Origin of the sequence: Desulforhopalus sp., assembly GCA_030247675.1 — a bacterium.
Taxonomy (GTDB): Bacteria; Desulfobacterota; Desulfobulbia; order Desulfobulbales; family Desulfocapsaceae; genus Desulforhopalus_A.
Genome location: JAOTRX010000002.1, coordinates 976769 through 993835, shown reverse-complemented (window position 1 = coordinate 993835; position 17067 = coordinate 976769). Strand labels below are relative to the sequence as shown.

13 protein-coding genes are annotated in these 17067 nt (G+C 51.8%); 6 read left to right on the top strand and 7 right to left on the bottom strand.

Going from position 1 to position 17067, the window contains the following annotated elements; translation table 11 throughout:
* Nucleotides 1-101: 101 nt before the first annotated feature.
* From OEL83_04320 to OEL83_04310, 3 genes are all read right to left on the bottom strand, one after another.
* Nucleotides 102-719, bottom strand: a complete 618-nt coding sequence (locus tag OEL83_04320) for a hypothetical protein (protein ID MDK9706256.1) — start codon at nt 717-719, stop codon at nt 102-104.
* A 553-nt stretch (nt 720-1272) separates the two neighbouring features.
* The gene (locus OEL83_04315; protein ID MDK9706255.1) at nt 1273-1692 is read right to left on the bottom strand and encodes a type II toxin-antitoxin system VapC family toxin; all 420 of its coding nucleotides are present in this window, start codon (nt 1690-1692) and stop codon (nt 1273-1275) included.
* Nucleotides 1689-1943: an Arc family DNA-binding protein gene (locus OEL83_04310; GenBank protein MDK9706254.1), complete on the bottom strand. Its 255-nt coding sequence runs from the start codon at nt 1941-1943 to the stop codon at nt 1689-1691. Before OEL83_04310 ends, OEL83_04315 begins: the two co-directional genes overlap by 4 nt.
* Nucleotides 1944-2296: 353 nt before the next feature.
* On the opposite strand from OEL83_04310, the gene OEL83_04305 reads away from it, so the two are divergent.
* From OEL83_04305 to OEL83_04280, 6 genes are all read left to right on the top strand, one after another.
* The gene (locus tag OEL83_04305; protein ID MDK9706253.1) at nt 2297-3691 is read left to right on the top strand and encodes a Fic family protein; all 1395 of its coding nucleotides are present in this window, start codon (nt 2297-2299) and stop codon (nt 3689-3691) included.
* Nucleotides 3692-4116: 425 nt separating this feature from the next.
* Nucleotides 4117-4305 carry a hypothetical protein gene (locus OEL83_04300; GenBank protein MDK9706252.1) on the top strand — a complete coding sequence of 63 codons (189 nt, stop codon included), beginning with the start codon at nt 4117-4119 and terminating at the stop codon, nt 4303-4305.
* A 172-nt stretch (nt 4306-4477) separates the two neighbouring features.
* On the top strand, nt 4478-5965 hold the full coding sequence (locus OEL83_04295) for an alkaline phosphatase (GenBank protein MDK9706251.1): 1488 nt from the start codon (nt 4478-4480) through the stop codon (nt 5963-5965).
* Between the two features lie 132 nt (nt 5966-6097).
* Nucleotides 6098-7288, top strand: coding sequence for a YibE/F family protein (locus OEL83_04290; protein ID MDK9706250.1), 1191 nt, complete (start codon nt 6098-6100; stop codon nt 7286-7288).
* A gap of 49 nt (nt 7289-7337) precedes the next feature.
* The gene (locus OEL83_04285) at nt 7338-9200 is read left to right on the top strand and encodes an EAL and GGDEF domain-containing protein (GenBank protein MDK9706249.1); all 1863 of its coding nucleotides are present in this window, start codon (nt 7338-7340) and stop codon (nt 9198-9200) included.
* 44 nt (nt 9201-9244) lie between these two features.
* Nucleotides 9245-11170 carry a methyl-accepting chemotaxis protein gene (locus OEL83_04280; GenBank protein ID MDK9706248.1) on the top strand — a complete coding sequence of 642 codons (1926 nt, stop codon included), beginning with the start codon at nt 9245-9247 and terminating at the stop codon, nt 11168-11170.
* A 236-nt stretch (nt 11171-11406) separates the two neighbouring features.
* Here OEL83_04280 and OEL83_04275 read toward each other — a convergent pair whose 3' ends face one another.
* From OEL83_04275 to OEL83_04260, 4 genes are all read right to left on the bottom strand, one after another.
* Nucleotides 11407-12219, bottom strand: a complete 813-nt coding sequence (locus OEL83_04275; protein MDK9706247.1) for a DUF3786 domain-containing protein — start codon at nt 12217-12219, stop codon at nt 11407-11409.
* A gap of 109 nt (nt 12220-12328) precedes the next feature.
* Nucleotides 12329-12718 carry a PaaI family thioesterase gene (locus OEL83_04270; GenBank protein ID MDK9706246.1) on the bottom strand — a complete coding sequence of 130 codons (390 nt, stop codon included), beginning with the start codon at nt 12716-12718 and terminating at the stop codon, nt 12329-12331.
* A gap of 64 nt (nt 12719-12782) precedes the next feature.
* Nucleotides 12783-15884, bottom strand: coding sequence for an efflux RND transporter permease subunit (locus OEL83_04265; GenBank protein MDK9706245.1), 3102 nt, complete (start codon nt 15882-15884; stop codon nt 12783-12785).
* The gene (locus OEL83_04260) at nt 15881-17050 is read right to left on the bottom strand and encodes an efflux RND transporter periplasmic adaptor subunit (protein ID MDK9706244.1); all 1170 of its coding nucleotides are present in this window, start codon (nt 17048-17050) and stop codon (nt 15881-15883) included. The genes OEL83_04265 and OEL83_04260 overlap by 4 nt, the downstream gene beginning before the upstream one ends.
* Between the last annotated feature and the right edge of the window lie 17 nt (nt 17051-17067).

The following is a 17067-nucleotide window of genomic DNA, read 5'->3' as shown; positions in this document are numbered from 1 at the left end:
TTTAATTTTCTCTGACCCCAAAAAATATATTTGCAGAAAACACCGGTTACGGCTTTCCACTCGCATGAGCGAGAGCCGTAAGAAGCTGGTATTTTTTGTGATTAACCAGAACAGGAGGCACTTTGATATTGAAATGTTATTGTCGTCGTGCTTTGGAAAACACCATTATCGAAAAGCGTCAGAGTTGCGTTAAGACCTTTGGCTGAAATAATCTGGAAGGTAAGAGTGAATGTCCAATCACCCGCGGCAGGCGAATGATCGTATGGAACGCCGGAGGTTACTCCGCTTAAAAGGGAACCTGACAAACCACCAGGAGACCAAAGGCCTCCGCCGGTAGTGGTATCTATAGCAACATCGGAGAGAAACGTCACGGATCCATTACCTGTAACACATATCTCAAAATTGTACGCAACAAAGACTAATATTGGTGCTGCAACTGCATCCGCGACGAGGAAATTACCCAGAGTATCGAGAAAGCCTTTGGAATTTATGACGATTCCAGTAGAAGCCAAGTAATATCCAGGATCAAGGGATCCACTGGTTTGAGCATGGGCCGGAAGGGTTATTTGGCCTATTATCGGCCGGGTCCACTTCTCAGGAAGAATTGAAACACCAGCCAAAACCCCCACACCTACAGCAATTTTGCGAATGGCACTTCGCCGACCTTTATCAACTGTAGAGTCAGCAATATTTCCAGATTTCGATTCTTCATATTTCATCCTAAGCCCCCCCCAAGATTGAGATTCATTGAGATAGTTGAAAAGAAATTGTGCAGCCTTTGAATGTTGTAGCAATGCAATATTTAATGTGATTTTTCAAGGGGATTCTTCCCTTGCGATACGTCGCCGCGCATAAAGTGTGTGAGTAATTAAATGGGGTCATCCATGATAAGTTTAGTCACGGGGAAAACGGAGATTTCCCTTACCCACCAAGCATGGTCAAATCACACAACTTCCTCGGCGGCTTGAAATAGCACTGAGGGAGTGGAAGGTCAAGAGGATACGCTCCGAGAATGGGCGCCAGGCAGGCAGGCTCGTCGGAGGAACGTATCCTCTTGATCTGGAACGGTTTCTTGCCGATATTCTCCCTTCGATTGCTATCTTACCTGCTGAATTCAGCCCTTTTTTCTTCTCGTCAAAGGGTCAGCATCGATCATGCGACCAGTCATCCATTTGCTGCATTCCGAAATCTGGGTGTGGCGTAAAACAGGGTCAGAGTAAAATAAACCGTAGTTGATTCTTGCTCTGACGCCAGTTTAGACCCTGAGTCATTCTAATCATCCCAAGGATTGATAACGTTGACACCTGCGGCTTGGAATGGTTGGACATCTCGTGTCGCGACACTAAATCGATTAGTCGCCGCAATAGACGCAATGTATCCATCTGCTGCAGCTATTGCTAAACCGGCAGATCTGGCTTTTGCCATAAGCTCAGCATAAGCGGTCGTGCAGCCCATATCAAACGAACATACACGTCCGGCAAACAGCGGCAAAATTTGATTTTCCAGGCTGGTTTGCAGTTCATATTGTCGCTTTCCAACTGGAAGGCTAGCAACTCCAAAACGCAGTTCTGCCACGGTTATCGCAGATAAATAGAGCGTTTCCAGTGATTGCGCATCAATCCATTTAATAACACGGGCGTCAGGAGCACGACGCAACGGTTCCGAGATTACATTTGTATCTAACAGTATCATTCAAAATCCACCGGTTTGGCTGGAGATTTATCTCGGCTCTGCTCAAAGATCGAAAATTCATCATCGCTCATATTGATTTTGCGACCAATGCCGGCAAGTAAAGAACCAAGTTTTACCCTTCCTTCTGGCTGAACGGCATTTTCCAGTATCTCACGAATTTCAGCTTCGGCGCTTCGGCCATGCTGTGCGGCCCTAACCCGCAACGCGCGATGAACCTCATCCGGTACGTTTCTGACTGTGATTGATGGCATGATTTCACCTCCCTCTTAGGCTTTATTTGCTTGCATTATACAACAATGCAAGCAAATAAAGCAATAGTCACCCCACTTTCCTAAAAACCCGTGATTGATGAGGTAGCATGATTAAGTAGCCAAAGCAGGATTTTTGCACTGGCAATCTAAGCCCATTAAATGGTGTACTAAATTGACCTTATTTCCGGACTATCGTGGACGGCACATGAAGCTTTCAAGTACATAAGACAGAATGAAGAATACGGATTCGCGATGGAAATTGCGCCAAATTAAGTGGCACGATAGTTTTTTTTGCGCCAGAAGAACGATTTATTATGGCGCGATTCCAATAATCGCGCCATAATAAACGCACTATGCCAAAACATATCTCCCAAAACGACCTGGAAAACATTGTAAAAGCGGTGGGCATCTTCACTAGCGGAGCTGGCATTGAAGAAATCTATTCCGCGCTTGAGGGCAGAGTGCCTCGTCGGACCTTGCAGAGGCGTCTGGCATTACTGGTAGAGCAAAAGCGCCTCAAAAAGGAAGGTCAGGCGAGAGCCAGTCGATATCATTTGCCTGGAACCACCGATAAGGCAAATCCAAGAGAAGAACCCGATATTTCCGTCGCAGGCGGAGATGTCTCTATTCCACTCTCACCAGAAGGAGAGGAGGGCAAAAAGGCTGTTCGCAAGCCTATCCAAGGCCGTCAGCCTGTTGGATATAATCGCACCTTTCTTGATTCATACCGGCCGAACAGCACATTCTATCTTCCTGTGGAAACTCGGCAGAGGCTTTGTGAGATTGGGCGTTCGCCGGAAGAGCAGCGGATTGCTGGAACCTATGCCCGGCAGATCTTTAATCGCTTATTAGTTGACCTTTCATGGAATTCCAGCCGATTGGAAGGGAATACCTATTCGCTTTTAGAGACTGAACGCCTCCTTGAGCAAGGCGAGGCAGCAGAAGGCAAAAATGTAATGGAAACGCAGATGCTCCTGAACCACAAGGACGCCATCGAATTTTTAGTGGAGCAGGCCGCCGAGGTGGGATTCAACAAATACACCATTCTTAGCCTGCATGCCTTGCTGTCCAACAATCTTCTGGCAGATCCACGGGCATGTGGCCGATTGAGAACAATCCCGGTAATGATCGGAGGGTCTGTGTATCACACTCTGGAGATACCGCAACTGATAGATGAATGTTTTGGGCAATTCCTTACCCTTGCGTCAGAAATAGAGGATCCGTTCGAACAGGCCTTTTTTTCGATGGTACACCTACCCTATCTGCAGCCGTTTGTGGATGTAAATAAACGTGTTTCGCGGCTTGCCGCCAATATCCCATTGGTCCGCCGGAATCTCTGTCCTCTCTCATTCCTTGATGTTCCGGATCGGGCCTACATTGACGGCACCGTGGCTGTTTATGAGTTGAACCGGGTGGAGCTCCTGCGTGGTATCTTTTTCTGGGCCTATGAACGATCATGTGCGCGTTATTCTGCTATTCGACAGTCTCTCGGCGAGCCCGATCCTTTCAGGTTACGATACCGGCAGCAGATAAAAAAGCTCGTGGCCGAGGTGGTGCGTGGTTGCATGGATAAGCGAAACGCCGCGCACTGGATAGCAAGGCGGTCAGAAATAGCGCTCCCACCCAGCGATCAGTCACGTTTTATTGAAGTGGTCGAAACGGAGCTGAGCAATCTGCATGAGGGGAATTTTGCCCGTTACGGATTACGCCCGTTGGAATTTGCGGATTGGCAGAAGGTATGGCGTTAAAGTGCTGTATTTCTGAAAATATAAAGCAACTTCATATCATTCAAAATTCTCATACGCATCTCATATTGAGAATATAACTGGCGATGCTCAATTGAAAATGAATTGCATAAATTGAGTGTCTTCCTGACCTGTTCCAAACACTGCACCAAGTAATATCTACCCCAAAAAACTGTCCCCAATAGCTCCACTTGGAATGATTCCTTTGGACTGACACCTTCATTCGATCCAGACACTGATAGCCGTGCATACCTTGCGGCTGTCAGAAATGATCAGAGCCCAAACACAGCCCGTCATACCGGATCTCAATTGTTACCGTTGTGCCAATAGAGACCTAACTGACTTGTAACCAAACACCAATATTTCTCCTGTAAATAAAGGCATCAACTGGATGATGTAGAGAAAAAATTCCCTTAGGAGAACACGCCATGCAAACCCAGGCAGTTGCAAATGTCGAGACCTTAAAACAAGAGATCTACCAGCTAGAAAGGCAAACAGCCGATTTCAACACCTATGAAGATCTGAAGACCATGCTTTTCAGGGTCAATGCCGTGCAGCGAATCATCTTTGAAGAACTCAACCGGCGCACTGCGTATCTCCTCGGCAAAACAGATTAAAGCTCAGTTGAGCTGCTTGTCTTCTTAACCGAAATTGTATGCCCTAGCGGTATATAGCTGAGTTGAGCAGCTTGTCTGCTCAAACGAAACTCATGCCCTTGAGGTATAAACCAAGGGATGCGACGGTTTGACCTTCAACAAAAACCACTTTTTGCAGATCCAGGAGAATATAATGAACAGTAACCGGAGACGTTATCTCGCAAGCCTTGGTGCAACTGCCCTCATCCTTACCCTCACCACCCCGCTGGTGGCCAATGGCGACACCGGGCAGGGCCATGGAAGCCGGGCTAAATATGTATTTTTCTTTGTCGGTGACGGCATGGCCATACCGCAGGTGAACGCCGCCGAAATCTACAAAAATGCCTCAGCCAACTCCGACATCAAGGTCGCACGACTGTCCTTTACCCAGTTTCCAACCAGCGGCCTGACCACCACCTATGATGCCGGTTCCTTTATCACCGATTCGGCCTCAGCGATGACCGCCATGATGACCGGCCACAAGACACTTTCCGGCGTCATTAATATGGACACTAAGAAGACCGAGAAATATAAAACCATTGCAGAATACGCAAAAGAAGGCGGCTATAAGGTCGGGGTCGTCAGTTCGGTGTCTCTCGACCACGCCACTCCGGCGGCCACCTACGCCAAGGTTGCCTCACGGGGCGAGATGTACAGCATCGATGTCCAGCTTGCCGGGTCTTCTTTTGATTATTTCGGCGGTGGCGGTCTGACCCAGAAGGGTAAAAAAGATGGTGACGCCGATGTCTTCGATCTCGCCCGCAAAAATGGTTTCACCGTGGTTAGCGATAAGGCGACATTCGAGGCATTAAAACCCGGGGTCGGCAAGGTCCTGGCCCATAACAAGGTCCTCCAGGACGAATCGGCACTTTCCTATGAAATGGACCGGAGCAAGGACGACCTCAGCCTCGCCGATTATACCCGCAAGGGCATTGAACTTTTGGATAATCCCAAAGGTTTCTTCATGGTGATCGAGGGTGGCAAGATCGACTGGGCCTGCCATGCCAATGATGCCTCCGCCGCCATCAAAGACACCCTGGCCTTGGATGATGCGGTGGTCCAGGCGGTGCAGTTTGCCGATGCCCATCCGAACGAGACCCTGATCGTCGTTACCGGAGACCATGAAACCGGCGGCATGACCATCGGCTTCTCCGGCACCAAGTATTCGACATTCTTTGACAAAATTGCCCTGCAGAAAGGCTCATACATTGCCTTCAATGATAAGGTCCTGGCTCCGTACAAGAAGACTCACAGCAAAGACACGGCCAAGATCGAAGACATAACAGCCGATGTGGAAAAGTATTTCGGCATTAAATACAAAGAATTACACGATGCCGACAAGGAACTCCTGGACCGGGCCTTCCGCCGCAGCCTCGGTGGCGAGGTCGAGCGTGTCGCCCAGGAAAATATTTACAATCTCTATGGCAGCTATGAACCCCTGACCGTCGCTCTCACCCATATTCTCAATCAACAGGCAGGGATCGGCTGGACCTCCTATTCCCACACCGGTGTGCCGGTTGCCACCTTTGCCAGAGGGCCGGGAGAAAACCTGTTTGCCGGCTATTACGATAACACCGATATCTTCAAGAAACTCAGTAAAGCCATGGAATTGCCGGTACCGGTAACCGTGGCAGCGAAATAGAAAATTCAGCACTTGAAGGTGTACGGAGTCCACCATACCCTGCCACAATGGTTTGGGGTTACGCGTAGGGTGCATTCCATGCACCTTCAATTACTGGCTTAAGTTACTGATATTGAATTGGAACACCTGGCAATGGAACAAGCCCTTCACTTTTTCCGGAGAATATCCGGACTGGTTACACCGCTAGCACCCGCTGCCAGGCTGTCCCGAGATACGATTTTTACCATCGTCGTAGGATGCCTGACTCTTGTCCTGATCTGCATGCCCAGCGGCTTTGAGAGGCCGTCGGTGCATGGAGTCATGGCCCGGGCAGAGATTCTCAGCGTCGATAATCACGGCGTGAAGCAGATTGGTTTTATCAGTGTAGGGGCACAGCTCACCAAAATTCGGGTTTTGGACGGACCCTACGCCGGGACCGAGGTCGATGGCTCTAATACCCTCGTCGGCAAGCTGGAAATGGATAAGTTCTTCCGGCCAGGCGATACCGCACTGGTCGGCCTTGATGTCAACCCGGCGACCGGCAAGATCGCCTATGCCAACGTCATCGACCATTACCGGCTGTATGTCGAGGCACTGCTCTTCGCCCTATTTGCCTGCATCCTCCTGATCTTTGCCGGGATGACCGGGGCCAAAGCCCTGGTGTCCTTTGTCTTCAGCATCTTCATGGTCTGGAAGGTACTACTGCCGCTGTTTCTGAAAGGCTACGAACCGGTGTTTTTATCTCTTGGCGTCACCATGAGTATAACCGCCGTCATCATCTTTCTCGTTGGCGGTTTGACCCGCAGAGGAAGCGCAGCCTTTCTTGGCGCCGCCGTCGGCATCGGCAGTACCTGCGTGCTGGCAGTGGTCTTTGGCTACGCCTTCCATATTCATGGAGCGGTGCGGCCGTTTTCCGAGACCTTATTGTACTCCGGCTATGAGTTCCTCGATCTTACCAAGATCTTTTTCGCCGGCATCTTCATCGCCTCTTCCGGGGCGGTTATGGACGTGGCCATGGACGTAGCCGCCTCGATAGAGGAGGTCCATCTTGCCGACCCCAGCCTGTCCCGGACCGCCCTCATTGCCTCGGGGATGAAGGTCGGCCGCGCCGTTATCGGTACCATGACCACTACCTTACTCCTTGCCTATTCCGGCGGCTACACCGCCCTCCTTCTGGTGTTCATGGCCCAGGGAACACCGATTATCAATATCCTCAACCTTACCTACGTGGCCGCCGAGATCCTCCATACCCTGGTCGGCAGTTTCGGGGTCGTCCTCGTCGCCCCGGCAACCGCAGTCATTGGCGGTTTTTTGTATGGCAGGAGAACGCCTTCTCCCAGGTGATCAGGTTTCAATATACAGATCTCATTGATTTTACCCTCAAAGGATACCCATGTTTGTTATGCAACTCACCGATCAATTCCCCCGGATGCAAGCGGATATGTCGGAAAAAGCCCCGACCCACAGGCGATTAGTTGACGAAACACTGTCTGCTCTTCTTGACAAGAATGGGCTTACCTGCCATTTCCAGCCCATCATCAACCTGCCGCAAGCGGGTATCTTCGCCTATGAAGCCCTGTGTCGCACCGTCGGGCCAAACCCCTTTGATACTATTGAGGACCTTTTTCTCCAGGCGGCCGTTTCCGACAAGATACTCCCCCTCGATATGCGCTGCCGGCAAAACGCCATGGGCTTAGCAGCAAGCCAGGGCTTAAATGACAAGAATGCCCTGCTTTTTATCAATATCTGCCCAACCAGCCTGCTCCACCCCGACCACAGTGCCGGAACGACGGGGATGCTGGCGCATAAGTACGGCATCCCACTACATAACATCGTCCTGGAGATCACCGAGCATGAAGCGGTGTCCAACTACAATCTGTTCCGCCAGGCGATAGATCATTATCGCAAAAAAGGTTTTCGCATCGCCATCGATGACTTTGGAGCCGGCTATGGCGGGCTGAAGATGCTTTCCGTCCTTGAGCCGGATTTTGTCAAAATCGATCGGCATTTTTTCAAGGAAAGACAGAAATGCAGCATCAACTTCAACCTCATCGACTCCATCGCCACAGCCTGCCACCGCATTGGTATTGAGGTCATCGCCGAAGGCATTGAAACTCCCAAGGATCTGCGGATATGCCGGGACATTGGTATCGATCTGGCGCAGGGATATCTCCTTGCAAGGCCTGCGGCGGAACTCATCACCTATGACAAGCTGGATATTCCCTTGCAGGCCAAGCCGCAAAAATCGGCGACGAACCTCTTTGATGAAATCATGTGCGTCGGCGACATATCGACATATGTTGCGCCTCTTGCCGCCTCGGACCGCATCCTTGAGGCCCTGGACATATTCAACGATAATCCCGATATGTTGTGCCTGCCGGTGGTCAACAAGGGCCAGTTGTGCGGCTTGCTCAGCCGGCGCCGGTTCATGGAAACCCATATGGTCGGGCGATTTGGCTATGGCCTCAGTCTCAACTACTACAAAAAGATAGAAGAAATCCTTGAAGATGATTTCCTTGAGGTCCCCCATTTTTTATCGGTAGAAGACGTCGCCAGAAAGATTCATCTGCGCAGCCGGATCTCGGTCTATGATGATATCTGCATCACCCGCAGCGGCAAGTACATCGGCATTGTCGCGGTCAGCGCCATCCTCAATGCCGTCACGGAAAACAGCATGATGCTCGCCCGCGGCGCCAACCCTTTGACCGGCTTGCCCGGTAATGAATACATCCAGCGGAAAATCGCCAAGATGCTTTCCCAGTCGATCCATTTTGATGTCTGCTACATCGATCTAGACAGCTTCAAACCCTTTAATGACTGCCACGGCTTTGAAATGGGCGACCGGGTCATTAAGGCGGTCGGCGACCTGATGGTTGAGGCCCTGGCGAAATGGGAGGGACAGTCTGTTGGTTTTGCCGGCCATATCGGCGGCGATGACTTCATTCTTATCACCAGACCGAAGAATTCAACCACGGTTTGTCAATATCTCATCGACCGGTTCACGGAAAAGCTCTGTCTCTTCCATTCCCCGGAGGAGTGCCGCGAAGGTTCGTATTCAAGCCTTGATCGCCAGGGCAACAAGCAGCAATTCAACTTGCTGTCCCTGTCGATCGGCATCGTCAGCACCGAAATCCACCGTATCAATTCCTTTGCCGAGGTGTCTTCAATTGCCACTGACCTGAAAAAGAGGGCCAAGGAAATTCCGGGATCGGTAATTGTCCGCGACCGTCGGACACCTGAACCGGGCAAGCGTTAATGCCGGACTTATACTTTTCATATTTTTCAAATCCTGGAGCAACAATGGCAATCATCAAAAAGGCCCGGACCCGACTGGCCAGCGTCGGAGTCAAGATCCTGGTGGGCGTGGCCCTGGCATCCAATCTATTCATCGGCGCACTGCTGTATGTGCACTTGCAATCGACTGCCACCGTTGCCGAAAAAGTCAACGAGGTGCTTGCCATCAAAGAGAATTTGAGCGCCAATCTGCGCATGGCGATCGTCAAACTGCAGGACGAGTTCCTCTCCCTCCCCAACTTCTTCAGGATAGATCCCAAAATTGCCATCATTGAAGCAGTGGAAGAGGTCTTTCAGATAACCGACCGACAAATTCTCAAGGGACGAGAGGCCTATAGCCATCTCTTTAATCGTGATGAACGGCGGAACCTTGCCAAAAACAATTTCATCATCCAGACCAACAAGGACAAGGCCCTGAGATTGGCCTTGGGTATCTTTGACGGCAAGGGCAATTTTCAAGACGCAGTCGAATACCTGACCCTTGCCGGCAGTAATCCCGTCGAAGACGGCCAAAGACTGCGGACGATACTCGATGCGGTTGTTGCGAAATCAGCAAGCGGCGCCGACCTCAGGCAAAAAATAACTGAGCTTAGTGCGAAAATGGCCGATGCCGGCCTGGCCGCCGAGACCACCCGCAACGAAATCCTCCAACATGTTGAAGAAATCAGCACCATGGAGCAGGATCTTACCGCGCTTCGTCACGAGCAGCGGCAATTTTCCCTTATCATGGCAGGTCTTGCCGTCTTCGCCAACATGATTGTCCTGTTTTTCTTGGTGCGAATTATCGTCGAAAAACCGCTGCATACCCTGACGGACACGCTTGACGCCATCAATTCCGGCAAATCCCCGGACATGCCCTACAAGGACCGCCAGGACCAGATCGGCGTCTTATCAGAAGCAATCAGTAATTTTCGTGAGGCACTGCTGAAAATCAGACATGAAAACGAGCGCAAGGCCCACGAGAAGGTGCTGGTTGATGAGATGTTTGCGACCATTACCGAGGTTGTCAACACCCTCGATGGCCGCGCCAAAGAGCTGGTGGACACGGCCAATTCTTTGCAAGAATTGGCAAGTTTCACGGAAAGTCGGGCAGAAACCGTGTCGCTGCGAGCAGGCGAAACAGCCAAACACACCGACGACGTCTCAGCCTCGACGGTTTGTCTGCAGTCGGCCTTTCAGGGCATCAATGCGCAGATCCAGGACCAGAACGGTATTGTCGCTTCAATCCTTGAAAGCAATGACAGGTCCCGGCAGCATATTGCTGAGCTGAACACCTCCGTCAGAGCCATCGGCAGCATAATCGCCTCAGTCGAGGAGATAACCGACCAGACGAAACTGCTTGCGCTCAATGCTACAATTGAGGCCGCGAGAGCAGGAGCCGCCGGACAAGGATTTGCCGTGGTGGCTGGTGAGATAAAACAATTATCTCTGAAAACGCAACAGGCAACAGGTGACGCCCTGAAGAAGGTCGAGGCTATTGAGAAAGCACGCTCCGTGCTGTTCACCCATTTACAGGAAATTGACCTACGAATGCAGGCCCTCAATGATCGAACCGGCAATATCGCCGGGGCGGTTGCCAAACAAAAAGCGGTAACCGACACCATCGCCGACCTGGCCGCTCGCACCTCGGAAAACACCCGCAAGGTCTCGATGAGCATTGCCGAAGTCAGCAATGACGCCGCTACCAACCGCACCCTCGCCGCCAAGGTCCATGAATACTCAAATGAAATTTCCGGCCGGCTGACCAACCTCCTGCAGAACACCACCGCCCGATTGGAACAATTAGGGCAAGCCAGTACAACTTCGACTCAGAAGGTGAGTGCAGCAAAGGCTGAATCCAACCGTCCCGCCGCTGCCACCCTCGCCAAGGGACGCCCTGCTGCGGCGTACACCCTTCCTGTATCGCGTCTTTCTGCAGAAAACCTTGTGTAATTTGAGCTACGATCAGGCAGGCTCTGTTTTTCGGGTTTGATCGCTTTTGACAACCTGGAGGTCTATTCAGCTTTCAAGGTCCGATTTGCAAGTATCAGCCCAATGGAATGATGAAAAATGGAGCAGTTTTCAACAATCTTTTGAATCTGATCTTGCTTGACTCAGTGATCCGGACATCACAGGAAGAACCTCTGCTATCGGCCCCTGCATATACTATGAGCTTGCCGAAGGATATCTCAATGATCGCTGGATGCTAGGTCATCATCACCGGTAAATCTACTTCGATACTCACTCGGTGAAAGGCCGTCTTTAAAATTCTGTCCCGGTTTTTCGGTTTTTTGTAGGCATCTCACAGAATTTATAGGATATTTTCCATTGTCGGGTGAAGGCGATCCCACATAACCCTCCAACTGTGTTTTTGATAAACGGGAACCTTCAGTTTCTGTCAAAAATCGAACAAATATCGTTACCAAGACTGCCAGGGATTCAAAATCGATGAGTTGCGTTGCGTTAGCATCCAGCAGCACGGTTGCGCGGGCAGGAAACTCATCGTCTTTATCGTAGAAGATAAGCTGCAGTAATATGCTGGGCAGTACATCAAAAATAACGCTTACGGAACCTAATCCGGAAAGGCCCCCCTGCAGGCCACCGATAGATTCCGCAATCGATAGAAATTCTGGAATGCGTCCCTGGAATCGTTTAATTAAAGGGCCTTCTAAGGCACCTTGGGAATAACTGCTTTGTTTGAATAATGGCCCGGCCAACTCTGCCAAGGGAACAAACTTCCCCGCTGGACGACTGCTGCTGCCTGCCAGTAAATAGTGGATCAAAACACTTCCCGTGGTCTGCGGGAAACTTCTTTGGTCCCTTCTCCGAACACCTTGGTTGGATATCAGGTACGTTTGACCCAAAAATGGAATCTCGGCTTCCCCGGTATTGTTAATCGGCAGATTGAGATGTCCGGCTAATCTGGCAATATCCGCACTTGCCAAACGCTTGAGAAGATCGGCATAGATTTTTCTGTGGCCACCAAATCCTGAGGTCTCCATTCTGGTTCGATCCTATTCTCCTTAATTTTTATAAAGAATACGCCTCTTTGATACACTCTGCTTTAATCGAGCAGTTACCAGCTGCCGGTAGTTTCAGGGACTTCTCGTTTCACTTTGCCGGCACATGGTTCGTAGTCACATCGGCAATCAAACGGTCTTTCTTGCCGTAGACGATCGTTCGCACGACATTGACCTTTTTTCCCTTCTTTACGAAAGAAGCGACTGCCCTGAACGTCCCCTCCTTCTGGTTGCTGATAAAGTTCGCGTTCAGCGTTATGGCAAGCGGAAAGCCCGACATGCCTTCCGTGGGAAAGGATGATGAGCCCAGTGCCAATATGGTGGCGGTGACATCCGCCAACCATAGGATTGCCCCCGCATGAACAACACCATATGGATTCATTACACCGGGCTGAATGGGCATTTCGGAAACAACCCGCTCAGCCACGTGTTCCACTACATCGAATTCTATTTGTCCTTCAATTTTCAGAAGATCTCCCATTTCATTCTCCCTCGCAATATACTGTTTTTATTTTAAAATCTGAGTCGCAGCTCGTAAGCGATACTCAGGATTGCAATTCCGCGGAACATGTCCAGACTCCTTCTTCAGCAACGGTGAGGGGCTGCTTCACTTTGAACCAGATTGCATAAAGAGCCGGCAAAAAGAGCAGGGTCAGAATCGTTCCGACTCCGACTCCGCCGATCAACACATAGGCCAGTTGTCCCCAGAAACTGGAAAAAGTCAGGGGAATAAAGGCAAACATCGCGGCCACGGCGGTGAGCACCACCGGGCGTGCGCGACGGACGGTGGATTCGACAATGGCCTCGTAGTCACTGAGTCCCGCTGCCTGATCGTGACGAATCTGATCGACGAGAATCAGGGTGTTACGCATGATGATCCCCGCAAGGCCAATCAATCCCAGAATGGCGTTGAAACCGAAAGCCTGGTGAAAAATGAGCAAGGTGGGCACGGCTCCAACCAAGCCGAGAGGCGCCGTGGCGAACACCATGAACATCGTGGCGAATGAGCGGACCTGAAGCATGATGAAGATCAGCATCAGGAGCGCCATCGGCGGGAAAAGCAGCCCCAGTGCCGTATCGGCCTTTTTGCTTTCTTCCACGGAACCACCTGTTTCTATGCGGTATCCTGGGGGAAGCACTGCTTTGAGGCTTGTCAGTTTGGGGAGAATCTGCGCCGTTACATCCGGAGGCTGGACCCCATCGACAACATCCCCCTGAACAGCGATATACGATTCGCGGTTGTAGCGTTTCAGCAGCCCATCCTCCATACGGGATTCGAGATGGGCAATCTGTGACAGCGGGATCGAGCGCCCGTCTCTGGTGGTTAAGGTTATATTTTCGATATCTTCCAGACTGTGGCGCTCGGAGCCGGGAGCGCGAACCACCACGTCGACCGTGCGAATGCCTTCGCGCATCTGCGTGGTGGGCACACCATTCAAAATCGCCTGTAATTGCAGCCCGGTTTCTTGCGGGGTGAGGCCGAGCAGGCGAAGGCGATCCTGGTCGAGGACCAGGCGTAGGCTTTGCGTCCGTTCGCCCCAATCCAGATGCACATCGCGCATATTCGGATTTTCAGCCATAATGGCCCGGGTTTCACGGGCAATCCGGCGCAACTCGTTTTCGTCCGGCCCCATGACCCGAAAGAGCACCGGAAATGGTACAGGCGGGCCGAAGACAAACTGTTTCACCCGGACACGTGCTTCCGGGAACGCGCCCTGGGCAATGATCTCGCGAAGCTTGCTTTTCAGTGCATCGCGTGCCGCCGGGCTTTCGGTTGCGACGACGATTTGGGCATAGGCCGGGTTGGGCAGTTCGGAATTCAACGACAAGATGAAGCGGGGCATGCCTTGGCCGATATAGCTGGTGACGGCCTGGGCCTCCGGTTCGGCCATAATGGTTTTTTCAATGTTTTTGATTGATCTCTCGGTCGTCGCAAAGGCACTGCCGGGAGGAAGGTTGACATCTATCGTTAATTCGGTGCGATCCGAGTTGGGAAAAAACTGTTTCTCCACCGATCCCATCCCGACCACAGACAAGATAAAAAGAGCAATCGTTACCCCGGCTGCAAGCCATTTATAATCGACGACTTTCCGTACAATGCCGCGAAACCGTTGATAATTTGGAGTTGCATAGATGGCGTCGTGCCCTCCGGCAATCGGTTTAATGTCAGGCAGAAGCTTGACACCCAGGTAGGGGGTAAAGAGCACGGCGACAAACCACGAGGTGATGAGGGAGAATGCTACGACCCAGAAGATGTCTCCCGCATATTCACCTGCCGTTGATCTGGCAAAACCAACCGGCAGGAAACCGGCGATGGTAACCAGCGTGCCGAAAAGCATGGGGCTGGCTGTGGATGTCCAGGCATAGGTAGCAGCCTGGATGCGATCCAGGCCCTCTTCCATTTTGACCACCATCATCTCGATGGCGATGATCGCATCATCGACCAACAGCCCCAAGGAAAGAATCAGCGCCCCCAGGGTAATCCTGTCGAAATCCCTTCCGGTAAACAGCATGATCACGAACACGGCGGCAAGGGTAAGCGGCACGGCCGCGGCCACGACGATCCCGACACGGAATCCCAGCGTCGCAAGACTCACCACGATGACAACACCAAGCGCAACCGCAAATTTGAGCATGAACTCATCAATTGCCTCGGAAATGACGTGGGACTGATCCGATACCTTGGACAACGCAAGGCCAAGAGGAAGTTCCTGATGAATCGCCGCTTCTTCGGCATTTAGCAACTTGCCCAGGGTCAGGCCGTTGAAGCCTTTTTTCATGACAAGGGCGAGGATGATCGAAGACTCTCCCTGGTGACGTATCTTTTTGGTAGCCGGATCTTCGTAACCGCGGGTGACCTCGGCCACATCGCCGATTTTAAGTAATTTCCCGCCGCTTGCCACGGGAATTGCCTTGACTGCTTCAACGCCGCCAATGGTTCCATCAAGCCGCAGATAGACACGCGGTCCGGCTGTGTCCACAAACCCCGAAGGGGTCATATCGTTTTGGGTTGCCAGAGCGTCAAACAGGTCAGTTGCCTTGACGCCAAGAGTTGCCAACCTTTTGTAGGAAATCTCGACATAGATTTTCGGGTCCTGTTCACCGAGAAGAGAGACTTTCTCCACGCCGTCTATCCGGGAAAGCCGCTGACGAAGCGCTTCCGCTTCCAGCACCAGCTGACGGTGGGGGAGACCTTTTGCCGACAAGGCATACATGGCAAAATACACATCGGCAAACTCGTCATTGACAAGGGGACCGATCACCCCTTGCGGCAGATGTATTTTTTCATCCGTTAGTTTTTTTCTCGCCTGGTAGAATTCATCCGGCACCTCTTTGGGCGGCGTGGAGTCTTTCAGGTAGAGCTTCATGGTCAGCATTCCAGGATATGCGGAGGTTTCCGTCCGGTCGTAAAATTCAAGTTCCTGGAGACGTTTTTCCAGCCGGTCGCCCACCTGTTCCTGCATTTCCCCCGCGGTTGCACCCGGCCATACCGCCGACACGGTCAAGATCTTTACGGTAAATGCAGGGTCCTCGCCTCTTCCCAGATGCAGGAAGGCATATCCCCCGGCGACCATAATCGCAATAATCGCAAACAGGGTGAGGGCGCGTTCACGTACCGCAAAAGCGGATAGATTGAAACGGCTCATAATTTTTGCTCCTGCGCCGGATCGGCAATGATTTTGACCTGTTCCCCTTCCGTGACAAGGTGAGCCCCCAAGGCAAGAATCCGTTCCCCCGGCTTGAGGCCTTTGCTGATCAGGGCCGTTTCGCTGCCGAGCTTGGCGACTTCGACTGATTGGCGCGATACGATTGAGGTATCAGGATTCTTTTTTACCACCCACACGCTGGTGCCCGTGCCACCGTCGTACAATGCACCGATGGGAATTTCATACAGCTTCACCGCGCCATCGGTCTCCTTGCCATCCAGATGAACCGTCACGGTTGCGCCAAGAGGAGCGTTTTCCCCTGCGCCACTCAGTGTGTAACGCGCCTGATAGGTCCGGGTAAGAGGGTCGGCCATTGCCGATAATTCGCGCAACTGCGCTGGGAAGGTTTGATCCTGATCGGCATAAAGCTTGGCGACGGCCCTGAACTTTTTTGCAACCTTTGCCTCCCCCTCGGGAAGGTTGACAACCGCTTCGCGCGCACCGTCATGGGCGAGACGAATCACTACGGTACCCGCACCTACAACCTGGCCGACGTCTGCCGGTGTTTCCATAATGACGCCGTCGGCCTCAGCCTTGAGAACGGCATAGTCCACCTGGTTTTCCAGTTGCGCCGAGTGGGCAACGGCGGCTTTCAGTTGGGCGGTGGTGGCGTCCGCCGACGATTTTGCCCGGTCATATTCCTGTACGGATGCAGCTTCCATGGCGACCAGTTTACGCAGGCGCCTGCCATCCGCCAGGGCGAGATTATTCTGGGCTCGGGCCGCTTCCACTGCCTCCCGGGCGACAGCGGCGGCAAGTTTCAGGTCTGTCGGATCAAGCCGCATCAGTGCCTGTCCGCGTTTGACGTGGTCTCCGTCTTTCACCAGTTTCTCGATTATTTTGCCGGGTACGCGAAACCCAAGATGGCTTTCCGTACGAGCGTGAATTACTCCTGTATATTCAGCGGCACTGCCTTGTATGGACATCACCGTAAAAGATCGGACCAGGCGGGGAGAGGCCGACTCGACAGACAGTTTTCCCTCTCTTCCCAAAACACCACCGTAGGCAATGGCAACCACTGCTCCGACGACCACTGTCCCGATGAAGAGCGCTATGCGATACCTGGGCGAAAAACCGGCAAACTTCTTTAAATTACTTTTTTTCATGGAGATCCTCATCAGCA

Bases quoted from the DNA above. Each gene is read 5' to 3' on its own strand.
- OEL83_04315 (MDK9706255.1), bottom strand. From the start codon at position 1,692: ATGATACTGTTAGATACAAATGTAATCTCGGAACCGTTGCGTCGTGCT.
- OEL83_04270 (MDK9706246.1), bottom strand. From the start codon at position 12,718: ATGGGAGATCTTCTGAAAATTGAAGGACAAATAGAATTCGATGTAGTG.
- OEL83_04280 (MDK9706248.1), top strand. From the start codon at position 9,245: ATGGCAATCATCAAAAAGGCCCGGACCCGACTGGCCAGCGTCGGAGTC.
- OEL83_04295 (MDK9706251.1), top strand. From the start codon at position 4,478: ATGAACAGTAACCGGAGACGTTATCTCGCAAGCCTTGGTGCAACTGCC.
- OEL83_04285 (MDK9706249.1), top strand. From the start codon at position 7,338: ATGTTTGTTATGCAACTCACCGATCAATTCCCCCGGATGCAAGCGGAT.
- OEL83_04290 (MDK9706250.1), top strand. From the start codon at position 6,098: ATGGAACAAGCCCTTCACTTTTTCCGGAGAATATCCGGACTGGTTACA.
- OEL83_04305 (MDK9706253.1), top strand. From the start codon at position 2,297: ATGCCAAAACATATCTCCCAAAACGACCTGGAAAACATTGTAAAAGCG.
- OEL83_04265 (MDK9706245.1), bottom strand. From the start codon at position 15,884: ATGAGCCGTTTCAATCTATCCGCTTTTGCGGTACGTGAACGCGCCCTC.
- OEL83_04300 (MDK9706252.1), top strand. From the start codon at position 4,117: ATGCAAACCCAGGCAGTTGCAAATGTCGAGACCTTAAAACAAGAGATC.
- OEL83_04275 (MDK9706247.1), bottom strand. From the start codon at position 12,219: ATGGAGACCTCAGGATTTGGTGGCCACAGAAAAATCTATGCCGATCTT.
- OEL83_04260 (MDK9706244.1), bottom strand. From the start codon at position 17,050: ATGAAAAAAAGTAATTTAAAGAAGTTTGCCGGTTTTTCGCCCAGGTAT.
- OEL83_04320 (MDK9706256.1), bottom strand. From the start codon at position 719: ATGAAATATGAAGAATCGAAATCTGGAAATATTGCTGACTCTACAGTT.
- OEL83_04310 (MDK9706254.1), bottom strand. From the start codon at position 1,943: ATGCCATCAATCACAGTCAGAAACGTACCGGATGAGGTTCATCGCGCG.